Origin of the sequence: Microbacterium enclense (assembly GCA_038182865.1) — a bacterium.
Classification (GTDB): Bacteria; Actinomycetota; Actinomycetes; order Actinomycetales; family Microbacteriaceae; genus Microbacterium; species Microbacterium enclense_B.
Map to the genome: position 1 here is coordinate 771,149 of CP116226.1, position 25,141 is coordinate 796,289.

Here is a 25,141-nt window from a genome sequence, read left to right on the forward strand (position 1 = left end):
TTCTGTAGTGTTACTACTCACGACGACGCACCCCGGTCGTCGGCGAAGGGAACGACTTCATGTGCGCCGCTGCACGACTGGCCGAACCGGCCCGGATGACCGTCGATTTCGCCCGGGGCCTCCTCGACGGAGGTTCGGAGCGTTACGAGAAGCACTTGCCCGACCTCGCCGGTGTCTACCGCGACGACGCGGCCTACGCCGAGGCGGTCTCCCGCGACACCGGGGAGCCGGTGTACTGGGTCGAGAGCAGCACCCCCGAGACGGGCCGAGGCGCCCTCACGATCGGGCTCAGCGTGCTGCAACCCGGACGCATCGGCGACGAGTTCGCGATGACACGTGGGCACCTGCACGCGCAGTCGGAGTTCGCCGAGCTCTACTACGGCGTCGCCGGGTCCGGCGTCATGCTGCTGGAGTCGATCGACGGAGACTCCCGCGCCCTCCCGATCTCATCCGGGGTGGTCGTGCACGTCCCCGGCGGCTGGATCCATCGCAGCGTCAACGTCGGCGACGACACGCTCGTCACGCTCTTCACCTATGCGACCGAGGCGGGCCAGGACTACGGCATCATCGCCGATGCCGGCGGGATGAAACAGCTGGTCGTCGCCGACGGCGATGCCTGGACGACCCGGCCGAACCCCGATCACGGAGGCTACCGTGGCTGATCCCGGTCCCGTCCTCGCCGACCTCGCTCGGCACATCGACATCAGCTGCGTCCAGGCGCAGCACGCCCGCGCCGACATCGACGAGCTCGTCCGGCAGGCGGTCGCGGGCGGTTTCGTGAGCGCCCACGTCCTGCCCGAGTGGCTGGGTTACCTGCGCGAACGACTCGAAGGAACGAGCGTCCTCGCGGGCTCGCCGGTGTCGTTCCCGAGCGGCGGTGCCACGACCGCGACGAAGGTGGCCGAGGCATCCGAACTCCTCTCCCTCGGCGCGCAAGAGCTCGACGTCGTCGTCGCGATCGGACGCCTGCGCTCCGGCGACGACGCCTACGTCACGAACGAGCTCGCGGCGATCGTCGAGGTCGTCGACGGCCGCGTGCCGCTGCGCGCGATCCTCGAGGTCGGACGCCTCGACGACGACGACATCCGCCGCGGCGTCGACGCCGCGGTCGAAGCGGGCGTGCCGTGGATCAAGACCGGCACCGGCTGGTCGGGGGTCCCGACATCGATCGAGCACATCCGCCTCATCGCCGAACGAGCCGACGGTCGCGCGGCACTCAAGGCTGCCGGCGGCATCCGCGACCTCGACACCGTCCGCACGATGGCCGAACTCGGCGTCACCCGATTCGGCATGAACGCCACCGCCGCGCTGGCCGCGGTCGCTGCAACGAAGGACTCGCGATGACCTTTCCCACCCTGACCGCCTCGACGCTGCGCCCGGCGACGGTTCCCACTCTCTACTTCATCGGCGTCACGACCGGAAGTTCCTCCATCCAGCACGTCTTCCCCCGGTGGGCCGCTCACCTCGGACTCGAGGATGCCGTGCTCCAGGGCATCGACCTGCCCCTGCACGCGCCCGCCGACGACTACCGCGCCGTGGTCCGCTTCATCGCGGAGGACCCGCTGAGCCTCGGTGCCCTGGTGACCACGCACAAGATCGACCTCTTCGCCGCGTGCCGCGATCTCTTCGACGAGATCGACGCCTTCGCCGCGCTGATGGGTGAGACCAGCTGCATCTCCAAGCGCGACGGCCGGCTCATCTGTCACGCGAAGGACCCGATCTCGAGCGGGCTCGCGCTCGACGCGTTCCTGCCCGCGGGCTTCTGGTCGCAGGGCCCGGCCGACGCTCTGTGTCTCGGGGCGGGCGGGTCGTCGATCGCGATCAGCTGGTACCTCTCGCGGCAGGAACGCGGCCTCGATCGTCCCGCACGCGTCATCGTCACCAACCGCTCGGCCGCGCGCCTGGACCACCTGCGCGAGATCCACGCCTCGCTGCCGACCGACACGCTCTTCGAGTACCACCTCACCCCCACCCCGGCGGACAACGCGCGCGTGCTCGCCGACCTCGCGCCGCGTTCGCTCGTCGTCAACGCCACCGGTCTCGGCAAAGACGCGCCCGGCTCGCCGCTCCCCGACGACGCCGTCTTCCCTCTCGACGGCGTCGCGTGGGACCTCAACTACCGCGGCGATCTCGTCTTCCTGGATCAAGCGCGGGCGCAGAGCGCCGAGCGCCGCCTGCAGGTCGAGGATGGTTGGATCTACTTCGTGCACGGTTGGACGCAGGTCATCGCCGAGGTGTTCCACCTCGATATCCCCACCTCGGGCCCCTCGTTCGAGCGGTTGAGCGAACTCGCGCTGGCCACCCGCTGATCGATGGGTCCCCTCGCTCTCGCTCTCGACCTCGGCACCGGGGGCTGCAAAGCGTCGCTCTGGTCGGCCGACGGTCGATCGATCGCCGAGACGGTCGTGTCGTATCCGACGCGGCATCCCGGTCCCGGTCGTGCCGAACAGCGGCCCGAGGAGTGGTGGGATGCCGTGGTCTCGGCCACGCGCACCGTGATCGCCGAGGTCGCCGACGTCCGTGACGCGGTCATCGGCATCGCCCTTTCGGGGCAGAGCCTGGGCGTCGTACAGGTCGACGCGGGCGGCGAGCTGGTCACCCGGGACACCCCGATCTGGTCGGACACCCGCGGTCGCACGGGCGAGATCTTCGACCGTATCGACGAGAACGAGTGGTACCTGCGCACCGGGAACGGCTTCGGCGCGCAGCTGTACCCGGTGTTCAAGGCGCAGACGCTTCGCACCGAGGACCCCGAGGGGTGGGCCCGCACGCGCGCGCTGCTGGGCTCGAAGGACTGGATCACCCTCCGGCTCACCGGGGAGATCGCGACCGACCACTCCATGGCATCCGGGACGGGCGCGTACGACCTCACCCGCGGCGACTACGACGACGCGATCCTCGACGCGGCTGAGCTCGACCGCTCGCTCCTGCCCACGCCTCGCGAGTCCGCCGACATCGTCGGAACGCTCCGTCCGGCGGCCGCCGAAGCGCTCGGCCTCCCCGCGGGGATCGCGGTGCACGCGGGGGCGGTCGACAACGCGGCGATGGCGCTGGGGTCGCGGGGGACCACCGACGGCCGGATCTACGCCGCCCTCGGGTCGTCGAGCTGGATGACCGTGGCCTCGAGCGCACCCGTCCTCGACGTCGCCACGCGCCCTTACGTGTTCCGTCACGCCGTGCCGGGCCTGTACATCAGCGCGCTCTCGACGTTCAGCAGCGGCACGACCCTCACGTGGCTTCGCGACGTCCTGCGCCCCGGCGCCGACATCGGAGCGTTCATCGACGCCGCTGCGGCGAGCCCGCGCGGTGCTCGCGGGGCGGTACTCGTCCCGACGCTCGCGGGCGGCACGCCGCTCGAGGGCGGGAGCGGTGTCCGGGGCACGCTCACCGGCATCGAACTCGGCACCGCGGCGGAAGATCTGGTGCGCGCGTGCATCGAGGGCATCGCCTTCGCGCTCGACCGCAGCCTGCGTCACATCCGCTCCCTCAGCGGGTTGCCGGCCGACACCGATCTGCTGATCTCCGGCGGCGGCAGTCGTTCGGCGGTGTGGAACCGTGTCTACGCCGACGTGCTCGACACGGCTCTGCTGCGCACCACCGTCGACCAGCAGGCCGCCACCCTCGGCGCCGCGGCGCTCGTGTTCGCCGGCTCGGGTGTGTGGTCCTCGCTCGCCGCGGCCGACGACGCGCACGAGGTCGTCGAGCGTCTCACCCCTGATCCCGACGGAGTGCGCGCCTACGCCGCCCTCCGCGACCGCTACGCCGCCGCGGCCGACGCCGCGCTGCTCTTCGCCCGATCCGCCCCCTCCCAGGAGAACGCATGACCGCCCTGCCCCTCGTCGTCATCACCGGAGCCAGCTCCGGGATCGGTGCCGCGACCGCCCGCGCCTTCTCGGCCGCCGGACACCCCCTGCTGCTCATCGCGCGGCGCCTCGCCCCGATGCAGGCCCTCGACCTTCCGGATGCCGAGCTCGCCGAGGCCGATGTCACCGACACCGCCGCGGTGGCCGCGGCGATCGCGCGCGCCGAGGAGCGCTTCGGCCCGGTCGACCTCCTCGTCAACAACGCGGGCCTCATGGCGCTGTCGGCCGTCGCTGAGCAGGATCCCGCCCTCGTGCAGGAGCAGTTCGACGTCAACTGCGTCGCGCTGGTGAAGAACAGCCAGCTGGTCCTCCCCGGCATGCAGAGCCGCCGCCGCGGCACGATCGTCAACATCGGCTCGATCGCCGGCAAGCAGCTCTACGAGAACCACGTCGTCTACAACGGCACGAAGTACGCGGTCCACGCGATGACCGAGGGTCTGCGCCGAGAGAACGCCGCGCACGGCGTGCGCGTGCTCCTCGTCGCGCCGGGCATGGTCGACACCGCCCTGCTCAGCAACACCGGCGAGGGTGACGTGCTCGACGGCTACCGCGAGTACAAGCAGAGCATCGGCGGCGGACTCGTCCCCGACGACATCGCCCACGCGATCCTCACGGCGTACCAGCTCCCGCAGCACGTCAGCTTCCGCGAGATCGTGGTCGCCCCGACCTCGCAGGACGCATGAGCGGCGTCGACGTGCTGCACGGCAGCCGCATCGTCCCCGTCGTCGTCCTCGACGACGCATCCTTCGCGCCCGACCTCGCCGACGCGCTCGCCGCCGGTGGCATCCCGACCGCCGAGATCACCCTGCGCACGCCCGCCGCGCTCGACGCGATCCGCGCGGTGGCCGGGCGGTCCGGCTTCGCGGTGGGCGCCGGCACGGTGACCACGGTCGCGCAGGTCGACGCGGCCGTCGACGCGGGGGCGACGTATCTCGTCTCGCCCGGGTTCGACGATGCCGTCGCCGAGCGCGCGGCGACCCTCGGCATCCCGTTCATCCCCGGGGTGGCGACGGCGACCGAGATCCAGCGCGCGATCGCCGCGGGACTCCACCACCTCAAGCTGTTCCCCGCGGGTCCCGTGGGTGGCCCCGCGGCGATCCGCGCCTTCGGCGGTCCGTTCCCCGACGTGCGGTTCCTGCCGTCGGGAGGCGTCTCGGCGACGAACGCGGCCGAGTACCTCTCGCTCGGCAACGTCTTCGCGGTAAGCGGTTCGTGGATGGTCCCCGCCGCCGCCCTCACGGCGAAGGATGCCGAGACCGTGCGCACCCTGTCGGCTGAGGCGTCGGCGGCGGTCGCCGCGAGCTGACTGAGCCGTCACCGGGCCGTCGCGCACAGGGTGCGGCGGCCCCGTGCCGTCACGCGGAGTCCGCCCCCGACACGCCGCCCCGCGGCATCCCGAACCGGCGCGCCACGGCCCGCCTCCGCACGACGGCACGCCCCGCCCCGCCGACCCCGGCCAGGCCAGAACCGCACGACCACCGACCGACCCCGGACCCTCACGCGGACCCCGCCCCCGACACGCCGCCCCGCGGCATCCCGAACCGGCGCGCCACGGCCCACCTCCGCACGACGGCACGCCCCGCCCCGCCGACCCCGGCCAGGCCAGAACCGCACGACCGCAGACCGACCCCGGACCCTCACGCGGACCCCACCCCCGACACGCCGCCCCGCGGCATCCCGAACCGGCGCGCCACGGCCCACCTCCGCACGACGGCACGCCCCGGACCCGCCCCGCCGCGACCGCGCCTCAGCCGGCGAGCGCGGCGCGGAGGGCCAGGGCGGCCCCGCCGAGCGCCGCAGCTCCCGAGGGGCGTGCCGAGACCGTGATGCGCACGGGGTGCGTGCGCCGCGCGAAGAATGCCCGATCGACACTCTCCTGCGCCCGCGCGGCGAAGAACTCCGCGGCAGCGCCGAAGCCGTCGCCGGTGAGGACGACGAGACCGACGTCGAGCAGATTCACGAGCCCCGTGATCGCCACGCCGAGGGCGTCCGCGGCGCGCGTGAGCACGGCCACGGCGTCGGTGTCGGCCCCCGACAACGCGGCGTCGACCACCTCCGCCCAGGCGAGCGAGCGGCCGGTGCGCTGCGCGTAGGCGAGCTCGACGGCGAAGGGGGCTGCGACGAGCTCGAGGCATCCACGGTTTCCGCAGTGACACAGTGGACCGTCGAAGTCGACCGAGAGGTGCCCGATCTCGCCGGCGTTCGCGCTCGCCCCCCGCAGCGGCTCCCCACCGATCACGATGCCGGCCCCGATGCCGATCCCCATGTGGATCGTCGCGAAGGTGGCCTCGCCGCGGGTCGCCCGTGAGTAGTACTCGCCCACCGCTGCGGCGGTCGCGTCGTTCTCCATCACGACGGGCAACCCCATCGCCTCCGACAGGGCGGCGCGCAGACCGAAGTCCGACCACGGCCGCTCGGCGGGCAGCTGCACCGCGGTACCGCGCACGCTGTCGATCGGTCCGGGCACGACGACTCCCGCGCCCGTGACGATCGCGGGATCGACGTCGAGTTCGGCGATGAGCTCGCGCACCTCGTCGGCGACGCGACGCACCACGGTCGCGGGCGGATCGTTCGCCGCCCCGGCACCGTCGCGCTGGGCGACGAGTTCGCCCCAGAGGTTCACCGCGACATACGACGTCGAGGCGAAGCCGAGCAGCACGCCCACCGCGTAGCGCGCATCGGGGCGGGCCTCGAGCAGCGTCCGGGGCTTGCCGCGCGTGGGGGCGTCCTGCCCGACCTCCGTCACGAGACCGTCGCGGATCAGTTCGCGCACCACGGTGGTCATCGATGCGGGCGTCAGGGATGTGGCGGCTGCGAGCTCGGTGCGGCTGATGGGACCCTCCGCACGGATCAACTCGAGCACGACACTGCGGGTGGGCGGCCGCGTCGCCGCGCGATCGGCATCCGTCATCGGTTTCCGCCCGGGCAGCGCGCGGACGTCGTGTCCCGCGAGAGACGGACCCGGATGCCACCGAGCCCGCCGCCGCTCACGCGAGGCGGAGGCTGCACGGTGTCGAGGCTCACCCTGTAGCAGTACCACGGATCGTGTCCGGACGACTCCGCCCCCTGCCGTGGCTGTCGCACCCGCGACCGCCGGATCATGACGGTGTCGCGAAGCGCCGCCGCGGGTCGGGAGCGGCCTCCGCGAGCCGCTGCGTGTACGGGTGCTGGGGGCGCAGGATGACGTCGTCGGCCGCGCCCGCCTCGACGATCTCGCCGCGGTACATCACGAGGATCTCGTCGGAGAAGTGCCGCGCCGTCGCCAGGTCGTGCGTGATGTACAGCAGTGCCAGTTCCTCCTGCCGCTGGATGTCGGCGAGCAGGCGGAGAACACCCAGGCGAATGGACACGTCGAGCATCGACACCGGTTCGTCGGCGATCAGCACCCTCGGGCCGGGCGCGAGGGCGCGGGCGATCGCCACGCGCTGGCGTTGCCCGCCCGACAGCTCGTGCGGGCGACGGGCGAGGAAGTCGGCGCCGGGGCTCAGGTGCACCCGCTCGAGCAGGTGCTCGGCGGCCTCGGCGACCGCGCGGCGCCCCCGCGCACGTCCCGAGATCACGAGCGGGCGCGCGAGGTGATGCAGCACCGTGTGGAACGGGTTCAGTGACGCGAACGGGTCTTGGAACACCATCTGCACGTGCGACCGGAACCGCCGGAGGTCGGTTCCCCGCGTGCCCAGTCGGTGCCCGTCGAGCAGGATCTCTCCCGACGTCGGACGTTCCAGTTGCAGCAGCATCTTCGCCACGGTCGACTTCCCGCTGCCGCTCTCGCCCACCAGCGCGACGGTGCGCCCGGCCGAGAGGGCGAAGTCGACACCCTTCACGGCGGCCACAGCGTGCCGCCCGCTCCCGTAGGTCTTGGTCAGACCCACCGCTTCGATGGCGTTCATGAGGTCTCCTCCGGGTGTCGTCCCGTCCAGCCCTCGCCGGTGAGGCTCGGGAAGGCGGCGAGCAGTTCGCGCGTGTAGTCCTCACGCGGGTTCTCGTAGAGCTCTCGGGTCGGCGCAAGCTCGACGATCTCGCCGGCGCGCATGATGGCGATGCGATCGCTCACCTCGAGCAGCAGCGGGAGATCGTGCGTGATGAAGATCACCGCGAAGCCGAGCTCGTCGCGCAGCCGCGTGACCTCGCGCAGGATGTCGCGCTGCACCACGACGTCGAGAGCCGTGGTCGGCTCGTCCATGATCATGATCGGCGGATCCAGCAGGAGCGCCATCGCGATCATCACGCGCTGTCGCATCCCTCCCGAGAGCTCGTGCGGGAAGGCTTCGAGCCGCTCGGCGGGAACGCCGACCACGTCCATCAGCGCGGCGCATCGTGCGCGACGCTCGGCGGCGGTCATCGACGGACGGTGCGTGGTCAGCACGTCATCCAGTTGCGCGCGCACCCGGAGCACCGGGTTGAGGGCGTTCATCGCGCCCTGGAACACCATCGAGATGCGGTCCCACCGGAAGGCCCGCAGCGCGGAGCCCTGCAGCAGGTCGACGCGGATCGACTCGCCCCCGGCGAGGAAGGTCACCTCGCCCCCGGTGAGCTGCGCGGGCGGCCGCAGGAGCTGGGTGATGCCGTACGCGAGCGTGGTCTTGCCACAGCCCGATTCGCCCGCGATCCCGAGGATCTCGCCGCGGGCGAGGTCGAAGCTCACCCCGCGGACGGCGTGCACGACGGGCTCGGCCAGGTAGTCGATGCGCAGGTCGTCGACGCGCAGCACGGGGGCGCTCATGCGGTGGCCTTCACGGGACGCACACGACGCGGAGCCCGCAGCTTCGGGTTCACGATCTCGTCGAGCGCGAAGTTGATCAACGATAGAGCCGCGCCGAGGAGAGCGATCAACAGACCCGGCGGCACGAACCACCACCACGCTCCCGAGCGGAGCGCCGATCCCATCTGCGCCTCGTAGAGCATGCGACCCCAGGTGTAGTCCGACGAGACGCCGAGCCCGAGGTACGACAGTCCCGCTTCGGCGAGGATCGCCGAGACCACTCCGAACACGAACGAGGAGGCGAGGATCGGCAGGAGGTTCGGCAGGATCTCCACCGCGATGATGCGCCACGACTTCTCTCCCGCGACGCGGGCCGCCGAGACGTAGTCCCGGCTGCGCAGGCTGAGCGTCACCGCCCGCAGCACGCGTGCTCCACCCGCCCAGCTGGTGAACGCGAGGATGAGCGCGACGACCGCGAGGCCGCGATCCTCGACGTAGCTGGAGATGACGATGATGAGTGGTAGCCCCGGGATCACCAGCGCGATGTTGGTGATCAGCGAGAAGCCCTCGTCGAGCCAGCGCCCGAGGTAGGCGCCCACGATGCCGAAGAACGCGGCGAGAACGAGACTCAGGATGCCGACGCTCACACCGATCAGCAGGGAGTTCGTCGTCGAGACGGCCAGCTGGGCGAAGATGTCCTGGCCCTTCTGCGTCGTGCCGAGCCAGAACTCTCCGCTCGGGGGCGTGATGCCGATCGGGCGGATCAGGAACGGATCACCCACGAAGGGCGGCGCGATGAGACCGAACGCCACGATCGCGCCGGTGATCGAGAGGCCGGCGACGAGCTTGCCGCCCAGACGACGGCGCCCGCGCCGACGCGGCGAGAGCTGCGCGATGGTGGCGGTCACGGATTGCGAAGACATGGCTACCTCCGGACCCGTGTGCGGGGATCGATGACCCCGTACAGCAGATCGACGACGAGATTGGCGCCGAGGACGGCGAGGGTGATGACGAGGAACAGTCCCTGCATGAGGGCGTAGTCGTTGTTGTTGACCGCCTGGAGCAGCGAGTAGCCGATCCCCGGGTACGAGAACACCTGTTCGGTGACCAGCGACCCCGAGACGACGAAGCCCAGCGACAGGGCGAACCCCGCCACCGAAGGGAGCACGGCGTTGCGGGCCGCGTAGCGCTGACGGATCCGCACGGGCGACAGCCCCTTCGCTTCGGCCGTGGTGATGTAGTCCTCCGAGAGGGTGGCGACCATCATGTTGCGCATGCCGAGCATCCAGCCGCCGACTGAGCTGATGATGATGGTGACCGCCGGCAGCGTCGCGTGCACGATCGCGCTCGACACGAACGACCACGTCCACCCCGGGGAGGTCGTGTAGATGTCGTACCCGCCGAACGCGGGGAAGATGCGCCAGACCACGGCGAGCAGGTACACCAGCAGGATCGCCATCCAGAAGTACGGCACCGCCTGGAGCATCGTCGTGACGGGGATGAAGTTGTCGAGCCACCCCCCGCGCTTCCACCCCGCCAGGGTGCCGAGCGTCACGCCGAAGACGAACGACAGCAGAGTGGACACCCCCACGAGCACGATCGTCCAGGGCAGGGCCTGCCCGATGACATCCTGCACGGGAGTGGGGAAGCAGGTGATCGAGGGCCCGAAGTCGAACCGCACGACGTTGCCCAGGTACCCCAGGTACGACTCCCACAGCGATCGGTGGTCGTTCGTGCCGAGCAGGAGTTCCAGACTCTGGCGCGCGCTGGGGCTCACCGGTCCTTTCTGCGCCAGCTTCGCGAGCATGATGTCGACGGGGTTGCCGGGCAACAGACGCGGGAGGAAGAAGTTCAACGTGAGCGCGGCCCAGAGGGCGATGGCGTAGAACGCGAGCTTCTGGCCGTAGTACCTCACCCGCTCTCACCCCCGCGCCCCGCCCGCGGACGAGACCCGATCACTGCGCGGCCGCCGGCTGGAGACGGGCGGTGACGACGCCGAGGTTCCAGATCGACCAGGATGCCGGGAACGCGTACAGGTCGTCCTCGGTCGGCCACCCGGTGGCGTTGCGTGTGCTGTAGTACGTCACCGTGGGGACGACGAGCACGGGGATGTAGGGCATGGCCTGCGAGATGACGCGCTGGATCTGGAAGTAGGTCGCTTTGCGCTTGTCGGGGTCGAGCTCGACACGGGCCGCGGCGACGAGGTCGTCGACCGCCGGGTCGGAGTAGCGCGAGTAGCTCGTGGGCGCCTGCTGGCCCACCGGCGCCGTGGCATCCGTCGTGAAGTACGTCGCGTAGATGTAGTACGGGTCGGGGGCCGGGCCCTGGTAGACGCCGTCCATCGTGAACTGGAAATCGCCGGAGAAACGTCGCTCGTTCCACTGCGCTCCCGGCAGAGCCTCGGGCTGGAGGTCGATACCGGCGGACGCGAGTTGCTGCGAGGCCACCTCGATCGCGGTGACGTAGTCGGTCCACTCCTGCGGCACCTGCACGGTGACGCTGAGCTTCTGACCGTCCTTGGCGAAGAAGCCGTCGCTTCCGCGTGTCCAACCGGCGCTCGTGAGGAGGCTGGCGGCCTTCTCCACGTCGGCGTTCGGCGGGGTCTGCACCGTCAGGTCGGGGGCGATGAGATCGGCGTCGCGCTCGGGCAGCAGCAGGGCCGGAGACACCGCGCCGCCGAGGCCCTCGAAGGCGATGTCGATGATCTCCTGTCGGTCGATCGCCGCGCTGATGGCCAGTCGTACCGCGGGGTCGGTCTGCGGGCCCGAGCATCCGAGGGAGGCCTCGGCGCACGCGACCCACGTGGTCTGGTTGATGGGGGTGTTGATCTGCTCGAGGTACGGGTCGTTCTCGACCTGCTCGGCGAAGTTGGGGACGAGACCGGTGTTCCAGTCGAGCTGGCCGTTCGTCATCGCCGTGATCGCGGCGTCGCCGCTCGCGAACGAGACGTAACGGAGGGTTTCGAGCTGGGGCCTGTCGGGCTGCCAGTAGGACTCGTTCCGCGAGAGCACGTAGCTCTGCGGGGTGAAGCTGGCGAGCGTGAAGGGGCCGGTGCCGACGGGCTGGTCGTTGACGAAGTTGACGACGTCGTCGAACCCGCTCCACAGGTGCTCGGGCACGATGGCCGTGCGGCCGATCAGCTCCGGGCCGATGGGCAGGGAGGGCTCGGGGAAGGTCACGGTGACGGTGTCGTCGTCGACCGCCGCAGCCTCTCCGGCGTAGCCGATCGTGTTGATCTCAGGGGTCTGAGCCAGCAGGTCGTAGGTGAAGACGACGTCGTCGGCGGTGAACGCCTCACCGTCGCTCCACGTGACGTCCGGGCGCAGCTCGATGGTCAGCTGGGTCGCGTCGTCGTTCCACGAGAACTCCGTGCCCAGCATCGGCTCCGGGTCGCCCGCCGAGATCGTGTTGTAGAAGAACAGGGGCTCGTAGATCGCTCCGAGGGTGGGTTGCAGCACGTTGGGCGAGAACGGGTTGAAGTTCTTCGTGATGTCGCCCAGCGAACCGGTGGCGATCGAGATGCCCTTCTCGTCGCCCCCGGGTGACACGCACCCGCTGAGGGCGATGGCGGTCGCACCGAGGGCAGCGACGAGGGCCAGACCTCGCCGAGAGCTACGCAGGATCATCGTCGTTCCTCTCCCGGCACTTCACCGTGCCGGACCGTCTTCCCCACCGTCTGGCGAGGTTTAAGTAAAGTAACTGAAATTAGTGGTTCTTGGTAGCCCAACTACAGAACATTCCGACGGATGACCGCAAGAAGCCCGCCGTTCCGCCTCTTGCGCCGAGGAGGAACGCCACATAATGTCACTCACGTCACCCCCGGCGTAGCTTCACTACCGATTCGTCCCTCGAATCCCCCGCGACGCCTCCCATCACCGGCGATAGGAGAACTCATGAGACGACGGCGCACCGCCCTCGCCCTGACCGCGACGACGAGCGTCGTCGCCGCCGCCCTGCTCGTTCCCACGGCGGCCTCCGCGGCCGACGAGCAGCGCACCGTCACCGTCCACCTCGACCAGACCGTGCAGGAGGACTACCTCGGCGTGGGCGTCAACGTCATCCCCTGGAGCCTGCTCGAGGGCACGACGAAGTACGGCTACGACGACGCCGATTGGGAGGTCGACGTCGAGCGCATCCACACCCTGCAGCCGAAGGTCGCCCGTATCTGGTTCCAGATCGACTGGATGGAACTCGAAAAGGGACAGTACGACTTCGAGAGCCCCGAGATGCTCGCGTTCTACCGCTACCTCGACGCGTTCCGCGACGCGGGCACCGAGGTCGAGCTGAACTTCGGGTGGAAGGTCGGCGCGCGCGTCCACGACTGGTTCACGATCCCCGGTGCCCCCGACCCCTACATCTCCGCGCCGGCCGACCTGCCCGCGTACGGCGCTTCGGCATCGGCCCTGCTGAAGAACCTCTTCGATCGCGGCTACGACAACGTCGACCACCTCACGTTTTACAACGAGCCGAACGGGAGCTGGGACTTCTGGGCCCCCGGTGACGAGAAGGCCTACTACGCCGACATGGCTCGCGCGGTGAGCGACCGCCTGACCGCCGACGGCCTGCGCGACGACGTGCAGATCTGGGGCCCCGAAGAGGTCAACGCCGTCGCCTGGACGCAGTACATGGCCGAGAACGCGGGCGACGTGTTCGATCAGTACTCGTTCCACCTGTACGGCGAGTCGTACGACGCGATGGGGGATGCCATCGCCCAGCGCCGAGCCGTCATCGGCGATGCTCCGCTGAACCTCTCCGAGATGGGCTGGACCAACCCGGGCACGAGCGTCTGGGAGACCGGCTACGCGAACTACATCATCCGCAGCGCCAACGACGGCGTGCACTCCAACCTCATCTGGCAGCTCAACGGTGTCATGACCGGAGACCCGGCGGGCGACACGAACGGCTCGTACAACCTGTGGGACTCGCTCATCCTGGGTCTGGAACCCACGGCGGCGTTCTCGGAGGCCGGCCCGCTCATGCGCTACGTGCCCACGCACAGCACGGTGCTCGGTACCGAGGTCTCGGATGACGACGTCCGCGCGACCGCCTTCCGCGCGCCGGACGGCGAGCTGACCGTGCTCGTGGAGACGCAGTCGGGCTCCGCGAAAGACGTGCGCGTGCAGTTCGAAGGGGGGAACGCCACCGACGCCTTCACCCGCATCGCTTATACGGACGCGATCGCCCAGCCCGGTGAGAACGCCCTGTTGCCGGCATCGAGCGGAACGCTGACCCCGGATGCCAACTCCTTCACCGACACCGAGATCGGCGACGAGCACACCTACGCGATCTACACCACGGCCCCCGCGGCCACACAAGTGGAGATGACGCCCGTCCGCACGGCCGTCGCCGGAGGAGGCCAGGTGCAGCTCGGCGCGAACGTCATCGACGGCACCGGCACGCCGACCTGGTCGGTCGTCGGCACCGACAACGGCAGCATCGACGCCAATGGCCTGTTCACGGCCCCGTCGGTGACCACCGAGCGCACTGTCGCGGTGCGGGCGACCCTCCCGAACGGCGAATACGGCGTCGCCCAGGTCGAGGTCACCCCGGCCAGCACGCCCGGCGTGACGGACGCCCCGGTGTTCAGCCTGGAACGCGGCGTCTACCCGTCGATCGAAGCCGTGACCATCACGAGCGCCACCCCCGACGCGCAGATCTTCTACACGACCGACGGCAGCGAGCCCACGGCATCCTCCACCCCGTACACCGGGCAGATCTTCCTGGAGGCGCTCAAGACGACGTACCTGCGTGCCGTCGCGATCGCTCCCGGCGCGGACGCGTCGGGCGTGACCTCCCGCCTCTACAAAGTGAGCGACGTGCAGAACGCCCCCGACGGATACACGTTCTGCCAGTACGCCGACGGCGGGGAGTGCGCCTTCGAGGGCGAGGCGAACGTCGCCTTCGGCTCGGACGGGCAGTTCGTGTTCGGCACCTTCACCGACGGCGTGGACTGCGCGGTCGCGTCGTTCGGCTCCGACCCGAACCCGGGCGGCGACAACCGCTGCTTCGTCAACCCGGACGTGTCGGAGGAGCCGCCGCTGGTGAGCATCCTCAACGCCGGGTTCGAGCGTCCCGCCACCGGGGGGACGGCCAACGGCCCGATGGTGAACGGCTGGACGTTCAGCGCCCGCGCCGGCATCCAGCACAACAACAGCGTGTTCGTTCCGGCCTCACCCGCCCCGCAGGGCGAGCGGACGGCGTACCTGAAGAGCGACTCGGGGCTCGCCAGCCGCATCGACCAGACGGTCGTCTTCCCGGCGGGGACCTTCGCGATCACGTTCGCCGCGGCCAACCGTGTCGGCTACGGCGGCCAGCAGGAGTTCGACGTGCAGGTCGACGGGGAGACGCTCGGGCACTACATCCCCGTCGGGGGCACGTATCAGTACTACGAGACGGCACCGTTCACGGTGACGCAGGGCGAGCACACCATCTCGTTCGTGGCGACCACCACCGAGGGCGACAACACGGGGTTCGTCGACGATGTCCGCGTGGTCGCCGCCGGCGACGTCGACACCACGGCCCCGACGGTCACGGTGAAGCAGGGGGCGGAGTTCACCCAGGGCACTGCCGAGGCCTACGACAAGGTGAGCTTCAAGCTCTACGACGCCGGCAAGATCGACCGCGCGGTCATCAACGGGGTCGTGAAGGACCTCGTCGACAACACCTGGTCCGACGTGAACTTCGTCGCTCCCGGGGTGTTCGGAGCCGTGTCGGGCGAGAACACGCTCGTCGTCTACGACGTGGCGGGCAACGCCACGACGGTGCCTTTCACTCTGCGCTGATGCTCGTCGCGGGCCCGTCCCCCTCCGGGGTGGGGCGGGCCCGCTCGCGTGTCGGTGTGGGTCGTTGCGATGGGGAGCTGCCGCGGAGAGCTTCGGGCGCGCACGCCGGCCGCCGTCACGAGAACAGGCGATCTGCCCGGAACAGGGGAATCCTCACGGATTCGTCCTGTTCTCGGCAGATCGCCTGTTCTGGTGCCCCGCGCCGGGCAGGGTGTGAAGCGCGCGAGCGGCGGTCCCCCACGGCCGCCGCCCGCGCGCGCCTACTTCGCCGGCTTCTTCTCCGGCACAGGCGCGTTGCCCGAGGCGCGCAGTTCGGCGTAGTACGCCGCGGCCTCATTCTGACGGTCGTCTTCGACGCCGCTGGCGATCGAGGCGCGCACGTGCTCGGGCCCGTAGCCGAAGGCATCCACGAGGTCCTGCGCGTGCGGGCGAAGGCGCGCGCACAGGCGATCGATGTAGCTCGACACGGCAGCGGCACGCTGGGTCGACAGGCGCCCGTGGATCAGGTGCCACGCGAGGTGCTTCTCGATGAGCTGCAGCCCGAAGAGGTCTCGCAGCCACGTGACGACCTGCCGGGTGCCGGGGTCGGTGAGGCGCGCGAGCGCGTCGGTGAACGCCTCCCACTGCAGCAGCTCGCCGTGAGCGCGAGCCGCTTCGATCAGCTCGGCCTGGTTCTCGTTGAAGAGCGCGGCCGCATCTTCGCGGGAGAGCTTGGATGCCGGGCGCAAGCGCCCCGCGATGTCGGCGATCATCTGCTGCACGCGACCCGCCAGCAGCTCGTGCTGCTGCTCGGCGCGGAGACCCCTCTCGACCGAGCGGGCCGTGGACCCGAGGTCGGTCACGGCCTGGCCGAGTTGACGGAGACCTGCACCGTGGAAGAGCTTTCCGGCGGTCTGCCCGACCGCGAAGGCGGCGAGCTGCTTGGCATCCTTGCCCTTGAACTGACGGGCGTAATCGGCGAGCAGGCGCTTGCCGACGAGCTGCAGCAGGATGTTGTTGTCGCCCTCGAAGGTCACGAAGATGTCGAGGTCGGCGCGCAGGCCCACGAGGCGGTTCTCGAAGAGGAAGCCTTGCCCACCGCACGCCTCGCGCGCTTCCTGGAGCGTGTCGAGGGCGTGCCAGGTCGACAGCGGCTTGAGCGCTGCGGCGAGCGTCTCGAGGTCTTCGCGGTCGGCGTCGGTGTCGAGCGCGCCGCTGAAGACGCCGTCGAACTTCTGCAGGAACTCGTCGTGCGCGAAGATCTCGGCGTACGTCGTCGCCAGGCGCGGAAGCAGGCGGCGCTGGTGCTTGCCGTAGTCGAGCAGCGTGACCTCGGGGGTTCCGCTGCCCGAGTCGAACTGGCGGCGCTGGTTGCCGTAGGTGATCGCGATGATCAGGCCGATGGCCGAGGCCCAGGCGGCGGCGCCGTCGAGCGAGACGCGGCCCTGCACGAGGGTGCCGAGCATCGTGAAGAAGCGCCGGCCGGGGCTCGCGATGTCGCTCGAGTACGTTCCGTCGGCGGCGACGTCGCCGTAGCGGTTGAGCAGGTTGGTGCGCGGGACGCGGACGTGGTCGAAGTGCAGGCGACCGTTGTCGATGCCGTTCAGGCCTCCCTTGAGACCGTCGTCTTCGCCGCCGATGCCGGGGAGGAAGGAGCCCTCGTCGTCGCGCAGGGGCACGTAGAAGCAGTGCACGCCGTGGTTGACGCCGTTGGTGATGAGCTGCGCGAACACCGTCGCCGCCTTGCCGTGCAGCGCCGCGTTGCCGAGGTAGTCCTTCCACGCGCCCCGGAAGGGCGTGTGGATGACGAACTCCTCGGTCTCGGGGTCATAGGTGGCCGTGGTGCCGATGGCGGCGACGTCGGAGCCGTGGCCGGTCTCGGTCATCGCGAACGCGCCGGGGATCTCGAGGCTCATGATGCCGGGCAGCCACTTCTCGTGGTGCTCGGCGGTGCCCAGCTGCAGGACGGCGGAGCCGAACAGACCCCACTGCACGCCCGACTTGATCTGGAGGCTCGGGTCGGCGGCGACGAGCTCCTCGAAGCCGGCGATGTTGGCGCCGTTGTTCTCTTCACCGCCGAAGCGCTTCGGGAAAGCGCGGTGCACGGCCTTGTTCTGCACGAGCAGGTGCAGCTGGCTCAGCGTGCGCTCGCGATGGGCGTCCATCCCCAGGCTGTCGTCGCGCCACAGGGCGGGGTCTTTGAGCATCTCGCGTGCCTGGCGGCGCGTGTCGCCCCAGGTTCCGAGCAGCAGGTCGGTGACCCGGTCGATGTCGATACGCGCCTCGGAGGCCTCCGCCGCGGAGTGCGGGGCGGCGGGTGCACCTCCGACAGGCGTGCGCGTGCTCGTGGCGGGCGTGGTGGGACGGACGGCGGCGTCGGTCATTTTCGGCACCTTTCGACGTTGCAAAGGGATGCCTCCACGGTAGGAGTCCCACAACGCACCGGCAAACGACCTGTGGAGTATCGCCAATCGTGCCGGGAGGCAGGCGGCGAGGTCGTTGTGGGTGGTCAACATTCCCGTGCCGAGGCTGTGCGCCCCGCCGAGGACGACCGGCGGTTCAGCCACCTCGCGCGGCAGGGCACGCAGCAACATGCCCGATGGCCTCAACGGGCTCAGCCGGCTCACGCGACGAGTCACGGGAGCACTCCTTCGAGCCCCGGTCACTGACTCGAGCCCCGGCTGCTGAGTCCGTCGACGGGACCGGGACGCACGCGTCAGTTCGCGGCGACAACCGTCAGGATGCCGTCGCCGTACGCCTCGCGCTTCTTCGCGCCGATGCCGGTGATGCCGTCGAGATCGTCGATGGCCGCGGGGCGCGCCGCGGCGATCGCGCGCAGCGTTGCATCGCCGAAGACGATGTACGCCGGCACCCCTTGCTCGCGAGCCTTCTCGGCGCGCCACGCACGGAGCGCCTCGAAGAGGTCGCGGTCGGCGGGCGCGACATCGTCGGTGCGCGAGGTGCGCTGCCTGCTCCCGCCCCCACCGGCGCGACCCAGGACATCGCGTCGCAACGGAACGGGCGTCTCGCCGCGCAGCACGCCCGCCGACGCCTCGCTGAGGGCGAGAGTGCCGTAGTCGCCCTGCGCGACGATGATGCCCCGCGCCAGGAGCTGACGGATGACGCTGCGCCAATCCTGGTCGGAGAGGTCGGCTCCCAGGCCGTACGTGCTGAGGCGATCGTGTCCCTGCTGCGAGATGCGCTCGGTCTTGGCGCCGCGCAGGATGTCGATGAGGTGCCCCGCCCCGAACGCCTGACCGCGTTCGCGCTGCAGACGAACGATCGTCGAGAGCAGCTTCTGCGCGGCGATCAGACCGTCCCACGTCTCGGGCGGGGTGAGGCACGTGTCGCAGTTGCCACACGGTTCGGAGCGCTGCCCGAAATAGTCGAGGAGGTTCTGCCGGCGGCATCCGACCGTCTCGCAGAGGGCGAGCATGGCGTCGAGGTGCTGACCGAGTCGCATCTTGTAGGAGCGGTCGCCGGGCGACTGGTCGATCATGCGGCGTTGCTGCACGACATCGCCGAGGCCATAGGCCATCCACACGACCGAGGGGTCGCCATCGCGTCCGGCGCGCCCCGTCTCTTGGTAGTACCCCTCGACCGACTTGGGCAGGTCGATGTGGGCGACGAAACGCACGTCGGGCTTGTCGATCCCCATGCCGAACGCGATCGTGGCGACCATGATCACGCCGTCTTCGCGGAGGAACCGCGACTGGTTCGCGGCGCGGACGGACGCGTCGAGTCCCGCGTGGTACGGCAGGGCGTCGAGCCCCTGGGTGCAGAGGTACGCCGCCATCTGCTCGACGCTCTTGCGACTCAGCGCGTAGACGATGCCGGCCGATCCCTCAGGCTGTGCCTTGATGAACTGCACGAGCTGGCGGCGCGGGTCGACCTTGGCGTCGATGCGGTACTGGATGTTGGGGCGGTCGAAGCTCGCGACGAACCCCCGGGCGTCACGCAGTCGCAGGCGCTCGACGATCTCTCTCGCGGTCTCGGGGGTCGCGGTGGCGGTGAGCGCCATGCGCGGCACGCCGGGGAACCGGTCGGCGAGGTCTCCGAGCGCCAGGTAGTCGGGACGGAAGTCGTGGCCCCACTGCGACACGCAGTGCGCCTCGTCGATCGCGATGACGCTGAGGCGACCTCGCGCGAGCAGCCCCAGGGTCTGCGCGCCGTTCAAGCGCTCGGGCGCGACGTACAAGAGGTCGAGCTCGCCGGCGAGGTAGGCCTGCTCGACGGCCTGACGCTCGGCCGGAGCCTGGGTGGAGTTGAGGTAGCCCGCCCGCACACCGTTGGCGATGAGCGCTTCGACCTGGTCGTGCATGAGGGCGATCAGCGGACTGACCACCAGTCCCGTGCCCGGACGCACGAGCGCGGGCACCTGGTACGTGACGCTCTTGCCCCCACCGGTGGGCATGAGGACGACGGCGTCTCCCCCGTCGACGACGTGCTGCACGATATCGGCCTGGTCACCGCGGAAGGCGTCGTAGCCGTAGACCTCGTGGAGCACCTCGCGCGGGTCGCGGCCCGTGAAGTCGCGCACGGCGGGGAGCTCGCGAGCCGTGCCGGTGGCCGCCGCGGCGCGGGCGAACGCCGAGGTCGGATCGACCGGCGGCGGCGGGGCATCGAGGTCGTCCGGCGGACCGAACAGATCGGGGTCCCACTCCACGTCGGCATAGGGGTCGTCGTAGCCGCCGAACGGCTCGGTCGGCGCGTCGGCGAAGGGCTCGGGGGCGGCGCCGGAAGAAGTCACCCGTCCACGGTAACCCGGAGCACCGACACCACCGCCGTCCGGAGCCCGCCCTGGGGATGGTGCTGCGCAGAGGAGGAGCGGGGAGGAGGGGCCCGCATCCTGCGCACGGCGCACGGGAAGCGGCATCCGCGTCGTCCCGTCACCGCCCGCACCGTTGAGGCGAAGCCGATCCGGGTCGGAATCGCACGGGTGTAACGGCCGCGAAACATCCGCGCCAGTGTTCGTGAAATCTACATTGCGTAGCGTCAGGCGCGTTGGCATCGAGTGTCTGGGTGCCGCGCACCCACCCGATGTCGCATCACAAGCACACAGGAGACACAGCAGATGACGTTCCTTTCCTCTCGACGCGCGCAGCGCGTCGTCGCGGCCTTCGCAGGTGTCGCGATCTCTGCCCTCGCCCTCACCGCCTGCAGCGGAGGAAGCACCTCGAGCGGCGGTTCGGCCGACGCTTCCGTGGACGGCTACGGCGACCTCACCGTGCAGCTCAGCTGGATCCTCAACGAAGAATTCGCCGGTGAGTACTTCGCCGACAGCAAGGGCTACTTCACCGACGCCGGCTTCTCCGGCGTCAACCTCGTGCCCGGTCCCTCCACCGGCGTCGCCGAGCTGCTCTCGGGCAGCGCCGACGTGGCGCTGAGCGACGCCGTCTCCGTGGGCTCGGCCGTGGCGTCCGAAGGTGCGCCGGTGAAGATCATCGGTTCCACCTTCCAGCGGAACCCGTTCACGATCCTCTCCCTCAAGAGCGGCGGCGACATCACCACCGTCGCCGACCTCAAGGGCAAGAAGATCGGCATCCAGGACTCCAACACGTCGCTGTTCAACGCGTTCCTCAAGGCCAACGGGGTCGACCCGAGCGAGCTGACGATCGTGCCGGTGCAGTACGACCCGGCCCCGCTCGTCAACGGCGAGGTCGACGGCTTCATGGCCTACCTGACCAATGAGTCCATCACGGTCGCGTCGCAGGGCCTGGAAGTGAGCAACCTCCCGTTCGCCGACAACGGTCTGCCGTTCGTGGCCGAGACCTTCGTCGCGACCGACGACACGATCGCCAACGAGCCCGCGAAGCTCAAGGCGTTCCTCACGGCCGAGATCCGCGGCTGGACCGACGCACTCAAGGACCCGGCGGAGGGCTCGCGCCTGGCCGTCGAGCAGTACGGCAAGGACCTCGACCTCAACCCCGAGAACTCCCTCGCCGGTGCGAAGGCGCAGAACGAACTGATCGTCTCCGACGAGACGGCCGCGAACGGCCTGTTCTCCATCAGCGACGACCTGCAGGCGGCGACCGTGAAGAGCCTCGCCGACGCGGGTCTCACCCTGGAGACGTCGCAGCTGTTCGACCTGAGCCTGCTGCAGCAGGTCTACGAAGAGAACCCCGACCTGAAGAACTACGCGGGCTGACCACCCCGCGGGAAGAAGCCATCGTGACCGATACGGCTCTCCAGACCGGTGCCCAGGCGAACAGCCTGGGCACCGGCCTCCAGATCACCGACCTGAACAAGGTCTTCAGCGTGGGACGCAAGAGCGTCGTCGCGCTCCAAGACGCGAACCTCCACACCGACAAGGGCACGTTTCTCGCCCTGCTCGGCCCCTCCGGGTGCGGCAAGTCCACGATCCTGCGCATCCTCGCCGGGCTCGAGGACCCCACCAGCGGCACGACCCGGGTGGACGGCAAGAGCCCGAAGGAGCTGCGTCGCGGCAATGAGCTGGGCATCGCGTTCCAGGATTCCGCGCTGCTGCCGTGGCGCAGCGTCCAGTCCAACATCCAGCTGCCGTTCGAGGTCGCCGGCAAGCCGGTCGACAAGGCGTACGTCGCCGAGATGATCGAGCTGGTCGGGCTCAAGGGCTTCGAGAAGGCCAAACCGGCTCAGCTGTCGGGCGGTATGCGCCAACGCGTGTCGATCGCGCGTTCGCTGATCATGAAGCCCTCGGTCCTTCTGTTCGACGAGCCCTTCGGCGCGCTCGACGACATGACCCGGCAGAAGCTCAACCTCGAGCTGTTGCGCATCTGGACCGAGAAGCCCGCGACGACGCTGCTGGTGACCCACGGCATCTCGGAGGCGATCTTCCTCTCCGACCAGGTCGCGGTCATGAGCCCGCGGCCCGGCCGGATCAAGGAGGTCATGCAGATCGACCTCCCGCGGCCTCGGACACCCGAGATGATGCGCACGCCCGAGTTCCACGCGTACGTCGATCAGGCGTCCGAACTGCTCTTCGGCGTGGGAGGCGCCGCCGCCGATGACCACTGAGGTCCGCAAGGGCCGGGCCATCCAGTGGGAAGACGTGCGCCTCCCGGCGTGGGTCACCGGCCTCATCGGCGGTGTGGCGATCATCGTGCTGTGGTGGATCCTCGCCGCGACGGTGTTCTCGAACGTCGGACCGGGCGGGGTGCAGGCCATCCCGACCCCGCTGCAGGTCGTCCTCGAGTTCGGGGCGACCGGGTGGGAGTTCTATGCCCGCAACCTCAGCGTCACCCTCGCTGAGGCGGGCACCGGCTACCTGTGGGGCAACGGTCTCGCTCTCCTCCTGTCAGCGCTCGTGCTCATCGTGCCGCGCCTGGAGGGCGTCGTGATGCAGATCGCGATCATCACGTACTGCATCCCGATCGTCGCGCTGGGCCTGCTCCTCATCGTCATCGCACCTCTCCCCCAGCCCGGGCAGCCGTCGACGACGGCGATCTTCCTCGCGGCCCTCAGCTGCTTCTTCACGACCGTCGTCGGCGCCCTCCTGGGCCTGAAAGCCGCCGACCGGGCGAGCCTCGACGTCATCACGGTGTACGGCGGCTCCCGACTCACGCAGTTGCGCAAGGTTCGTCTCATCGCGGCGCTGCCCGCGATTCTCAACGCCCTGCAGATCGCCGTGCCCGCGGCGTTCCTCGGCGCCGTTCTCGGCGAGTTCTTCGGCAAGATCACCGTCGGGGTCGGTCCCGCGATGATCGCCGCGCAGCAGGCGCTCAACGCGCCGCGCGTGTGGGACATCGCCCTCGTCTCGGGTGCCGTCGCCCTCGCCGGTTACGGTCTGCTGGGTCTGATCTCGCGGGCCGTCGCGCCCTGGTCGAAGGGAACGATCCGATGACCGTCGTCCTCAAGACGCCGCCGGCGGCCGAGCCGGCTCCGGCGGCCCCCCGCTCCGATCTGTCCGCCGACATCCGGCGGGCCACGCGCCGCGCAACCCGTCAGGCGCTGGGGCGGAGCCTGCTGACGTTCGTCCTCACGATCGTCGCCGTGATCGTCATCTGGGTGGGCGCGCTCAGCCTGTTCGGCATCTCGACGTACGTGGGCAAGGGACCGCTGGACGTCTGGAACTTCCTGTTCACGGTTCCCGCAGCCGAGGCCAACCGCGCGCAGCTGTTCGGCCAGCTCGGCGTGACCATCGGCCACTCCGCCGTCGGCTTCGGTGCGGGGCTGCTCGTGGCCCTCGTCGTGGCGACCGGGTTCCAGCTCAGCAAGGGCATCGAGCACGCGCTCATGCCGCTCGCGATGCTCCTGCGCTCGGTGCCGCTGGTGGCGATGGCGCCCGTCATCATCCTCATCTTCGGACGCGATTTCGCCTCCGTCGCCGTCATCGGCGGCATCGTCGTGCTCTTCCCGGCGCTGGTCAACATCGTCTTCGGTTTGAAGTCCGCGACGCCGCAGATGAACGACCTCGTCACCGTGTACGGCGGGGGCGCCTGGACGCGCCTCCGCAAGGTCGCCCTGCCCAACTCGCTGCCGGAGTTCTTCGCGGCGGTGCGCATCTCGGTGCCGGGCGCCATCACGGGGGCTCTGCTCGCCGAATGGCTCGCGGTGGGCGGTGGCATCGGCGGAGCCGTCGGCGGTTACATCGCCGGTGCGCAGTTCTCGGCGGTGTGGACGGCGGTCGTCCTGGTCACGGGAACGGCGCTCGTGCTGTACAACCTCGTGCAGATCCTCGAGTCCGTCGTGCTGACGAGAATGGGCATGGCCGCTCGTACCTGACGCCTGGGGCAGCAACACGCCTCACCTTCTTCCGACCCATCCGCGCGGCATCGCCCGCCCCTCCCCGGAGTACTCCATGACCGACATCACCGCCTTCGCCTTCGGCCTTCCCAAGGCCGAGCTGCACCTGCACCTGGAGGGGACGCTCGAGCCCGAGCTGAAGTTCGAGCTCGCCGCCCGCAACGGCATCGAGCTCGCGGAGAAGACCGTCGACGAGGTGAAGGCCACCTACGACTTCACCGACCTGACCAGCTTCCTCGCCGTCTACTACCCGGCGATGCGTGTGCTGCAGACCGCGGAGGACTTCCACGACCTCGCCTGGGCCTACCTGCAGAAGGCGAAAGAGCAGGGCGTCGTGCACGTCGAGATGTTCTTCGACCCGCAGGCGCACACGAGCCGGGGCGTGCCGTTCGACACCGTGATCACGGGGTACCGCCGGGCCGCGGTGCGCGCGAGCCGGGAGCTGGGGATCTCGGCCGAGCTCATCCTCTGCTTCCTCCGCGACTTCTCTGCCGAGTACGCCATGGCCACGCTCATGGAGGCCCTCCCCTACAAGGCCTGGATCATCGGTGTCGGGCTCGACTCCGACGAGCGCGACAACCCCCCGGCGAAGTTCGCAGACGTCTTCGCCCGCGCCAAGTCGGAAGGTTTCCTTCTGACGATGCACTGCGACATCGACCAGGTCGGCTCGATCGAGAACATCCGCGCGGTGATCGAGGAGATCGGCGTGGACCGCATCGACCACGGCACGAACATCGTCGAGGATCCGGCTCTGGTCGCCCTCGCCAAGGAGCGCGGCCTCGGGTTCACCACCTGCCCGGTGTCGAACTCGTTCGTGACGAGCCAGATGAAGGCCGATGAGATCGTCAGCCTCCTGCGCGAGGGCGTCCGGGTCATGGTCAATTCCGACGACCCGGCCTACTTCGGGGCGTACGTGGCGGAGAACTACGTGACCCTGGCCGAGAAGGCGGGGCTGGAGGCGGCGGATCTGGCTCAGCTGGCCATCAACTCCTTCGAGGCGTCGTGGCTGTCCCCCTCTCGCCGGGATGCGTACGTGACCGCCGTCCGCGAGTATGCCGCCACCCACGGCGTCGCACTCGCGAGCTGACCGC

The 25,141-nt window shown here is 69.8% G+C and carries 20 protein-coding genes; 12 read left to right on the forward strand and 8 right to left on the reverse strand.

Annotation, left to right across the window (positions count from 1 at the left end; translation table 11 throughout):
* The first annotated feature begins 59 nt into the window (after nt 1–59).
* From PIR02_03585 to eda, 6 genes are read left to right on the forward strand one after another with little or no spacing between them, the layout of a single operon-like run.
* A complete protein-coding gene (locus PIR02_03585) occupies nt 60–662 on the forward strand; it encodes a glucose-6-phosphate isomerase family protein (GenBank protein WZH37749.1) in 603 nt (200 codons plus the stop codon).
* Entirely contained in the window at nt 655–1,344 is a 690-nt protein-coding gene (gene deoC, locus PIR02_03590) for a deoxyribose-phosphate aldolase (GenBank protein ID WZH37750.1), read from the forward strand. The genes PIR02_03585 and deoC overlap by 8 nt, the downstream gene beginning before the upstream one ends.
* Nucleotides 1,341–2,309 (forward strand): shikimate dehydrogenase, encoded by a 969-nt coding sequence (locus PIR02_03595; protein ID WZH37751.1) that lies wholly within the window; start codon nt 1,341–1,343, stop codon nt 2,307–2,309. The genes deoC and PIR02_03595 overlap by 4 nt, the downstream gene beginning before the upstream one ends.
* Nucleotides 2,310–2,312: 3 nt before the next feature.
* A complete protein-coding gene (locus PIR02_03600) occupies nt 2,313–3,824 on the forward strand; it encodes an FGGY family carbohydrate kinase (GenBank protein ID WZH37752.1) in 1,512 nt (503 codons plus the stop codon).
* The gene (locus tag PIR02_03605; protein ID WZH37753.1) at nt 3,821–4,546 is read left to right on the forward strand and encodes an SDR family oxidoreductase; all 726 of its coding nucleotides are present in this window, start codon (nt 3,821–3,823) and stop codon (nt 4,544–4,546) included. Before PIR02_03600 ends, PIR02_03605 begins: the two co-directional genes overlap by 4 nt.
* Complete coding sequence (gene eda / locus PIR02_03610; GenBank protein ID WZH37754.1) at nt 4,543–5,169, forward strand: bifunctional 4-hydroxy-2-oxoglutarate aldolase/2-dehydro-3-deoxy-phosphogluconate aldolase; 627 nt, start codon at nt 4,543–4,545, stop codon at nt 5,167–5,169. The genes PIR02_03605 and eda overlap by 4 nt, the downstream gene beginning before the upstream one ends.
* A gap of 441 nt (nt 5,170–5,610) precedes the next feature.
* Here the strand turns inward: eda and PIR02_03615 are convergent, their stop codons facing one another.
* The 6 genes from PIR02_03615 to PIR02_03640 form a co-directional block, all read right to left on the reverse strand.
* On the reverse strand, nt 5,611–6,774 hold the full coding sequence (locus PIR02_03615) for an ROK family transcriptional regulator (GenBank protein WZH37755.1): 1,164 nt from the start codon (nt 6,772–6,774) through the stop codon (nt 5,611–5,613).
* 187 nt (nt 6,775–6,961) lie between these two features.
* The gene (locus tag PIR02_03620; protein ID WZH37756.1) at nt 6,962–7,753 is read right to left on the reverse strand and encodes an ATP-binding cassette domain-containing protein; all 792 of its coding nucleotides are present in this window, start codon (nt 7,751–7,753) and stop codon (nt 6,962–6,964) included.
* A complete protein-coding gene (locus tag PIR02_03625; protein ID WZH37757.1) occupies nt 7,750–8,586 on the reverse strand; it encodes an ABC transporter ATP-binding protein in 837 nt (278 codons plus the stop codon). Before PIR02_03625 ends, PIR02_03620 begins: the two co-directional genes overlap by 4 nt.
* Nucleotides 8,583–9,488, reverse strand: coding sequence for an ABC transporter permease (locus tag PIR02_03630; GenBank protein ID WZH37758.1), 906 nt, complete (start codon nt 9,486–9,488; stop codon nt 8,583–8,585). The genes PIR02_03625 and PIR02_03630 overlap by 4 nt, the downstream gene beginning before the upstream one ends.
* A 2-nt stretch (nt 9,489–9,490) precedes the next feature.
* On the reverse strand, nt 9,491–10,480 hold the full coding sequence (locus tag PIR02_03635; protein ID WZH37759.1) for an ABC transporter permease: 990 nt from the start codon (nt 10,478–10,480) through the stop codon (nt 9,491–9,493).
* Nucleotides 10,481–10,520: 40 nt separating this feature from the next.
* Nucleotides 10,521–12,191 (reverse strand): ABC transporter substrate-binding protein, encoded by a 1,671-nt coding sequence (locus tag PIR02_03640; GenBank protein WZH37760.1) that lies wholly within the window; start codon nt 12,189–12,191, stop codon nt 10,521–10,523.
* Nucleotides 12,192–12,458: 267 nt separating this feature from the next.
* Here PIR02_03640 and PIR02_03645 point away from each other — a divergent pair, with 267 nt between their 5' ends.
* Nucleotides 12,459–15,347: a chitobiase/beta-hexosaminidase C-terminal domain-containing protein gene (locus PIR02_03645; GenBank protein ID WZH37761.1), complete on the forward strand. Its 2,889-nt coding sequence runs from the start codon at nt 12,459–12,461 to the stop codon at nt 15,345–15,347.
* A 260-nt stretch (nt 15,348–15,607) separates the two neighbouring features.
* Here PIR02_03645 and PIR02_03650 read toward each other — a convergent pair whose 3' ends face one another.
* Both PIR02_03650 and recQ read right to left on the reverse strand, forming a co-directional pair.
* Nucleotides 15,608–17,710, reverse strand: a complete 2,103-nt coding sequence (locus PIR02_03650; GenBank protein ID WZH37762.1) for an acyl-CoA dehydrogenase — start codon at nt 17,708–17,710, stop codon at nt 15,608–15,610.
* Between the two features lie 332 nt (nt 17,711–18,042).
* Nucleotides 18,043–19,992, reverse strand: a complete 1,950-nt coding sequence (recQ, locus tag PIR02_03655; protein ID WZH39076.1) for a DNA helicase RecQ — start codon at nt 19,990–19,992, stop codon at nt 18,043–18,045.
* Between the two features lie 408 nt (nt 19,993–20,400).
* Between recQ and PIR02_03660 the strand changes: the two genes are divergently transcribed.
* The 5 genes from PIR02_03660 to add all read left to right on the forward strand — a co-directional run bounded on the left by PIR02_03660 (nt 20,401) and on the right by add (nt 25,137).
* Nucleotides 20,401–21,474: an ABC transporter substrate-binding protein gene (locus tag PIR02_03660; GenBank protein ID WZH37763.1), complete on the forward strand. Its 1,074-nt coding sequence runs from the start codon at nt 20,401–20,403 to the stop codon at nt 21,472–21,474.
* A 23-nt stretch (nt 21,475–21,497) separates the two neighbouring features.
* Nucleotides 21,498–22,322 (forward strand): ABC transporter ATP-binding protein, encoded by an 825-nt coding sequence (locus PIR02_03665; GenBank protein ID WZH37764.1) that lies wholly within the window; start codon nt 21,498–21,500, stop codon nt 22,320–22,322.
* A complete protein-coding gene (locus tag PIR02_03670) occupies nt 22,312–23,148 on the forward strand; it encodes an ABC transporter permease subunit (protein WZH37765.1) in 837 nt (278 codons plus the stop codon). The genes PIR02_03665 and PIR02_03670 overlap by 11 nt, the downstream gene beginning before the upstream one ends.
* Entirely contained in the window at nt 23,145–24,029 is an 885-nt protein-coding gene (locus tag PIR02_03675) for an ABC transporter permease subunit (protein WZH37766.1), read from the forward strand. Before PIR02_03670 ends, PIR02_03675 begins: the two co-directional genes overlap by 4 nt.
* Nucleotides 24,030–24,105: 76 nt before the next feature.
* Nucleotides 24,106–25,137, forward strand: coding sequence for an adenosine deaminase (gene add / locus PIR02_03680; GenBank protein ID WZH37767.1), 1,032 nt, complete (start codon nt 24,106–24,108; stop codon nt 25,135–25,137).
* Nucleotides 25,138–25,141 lie beyond the last annotated feature (4 nt).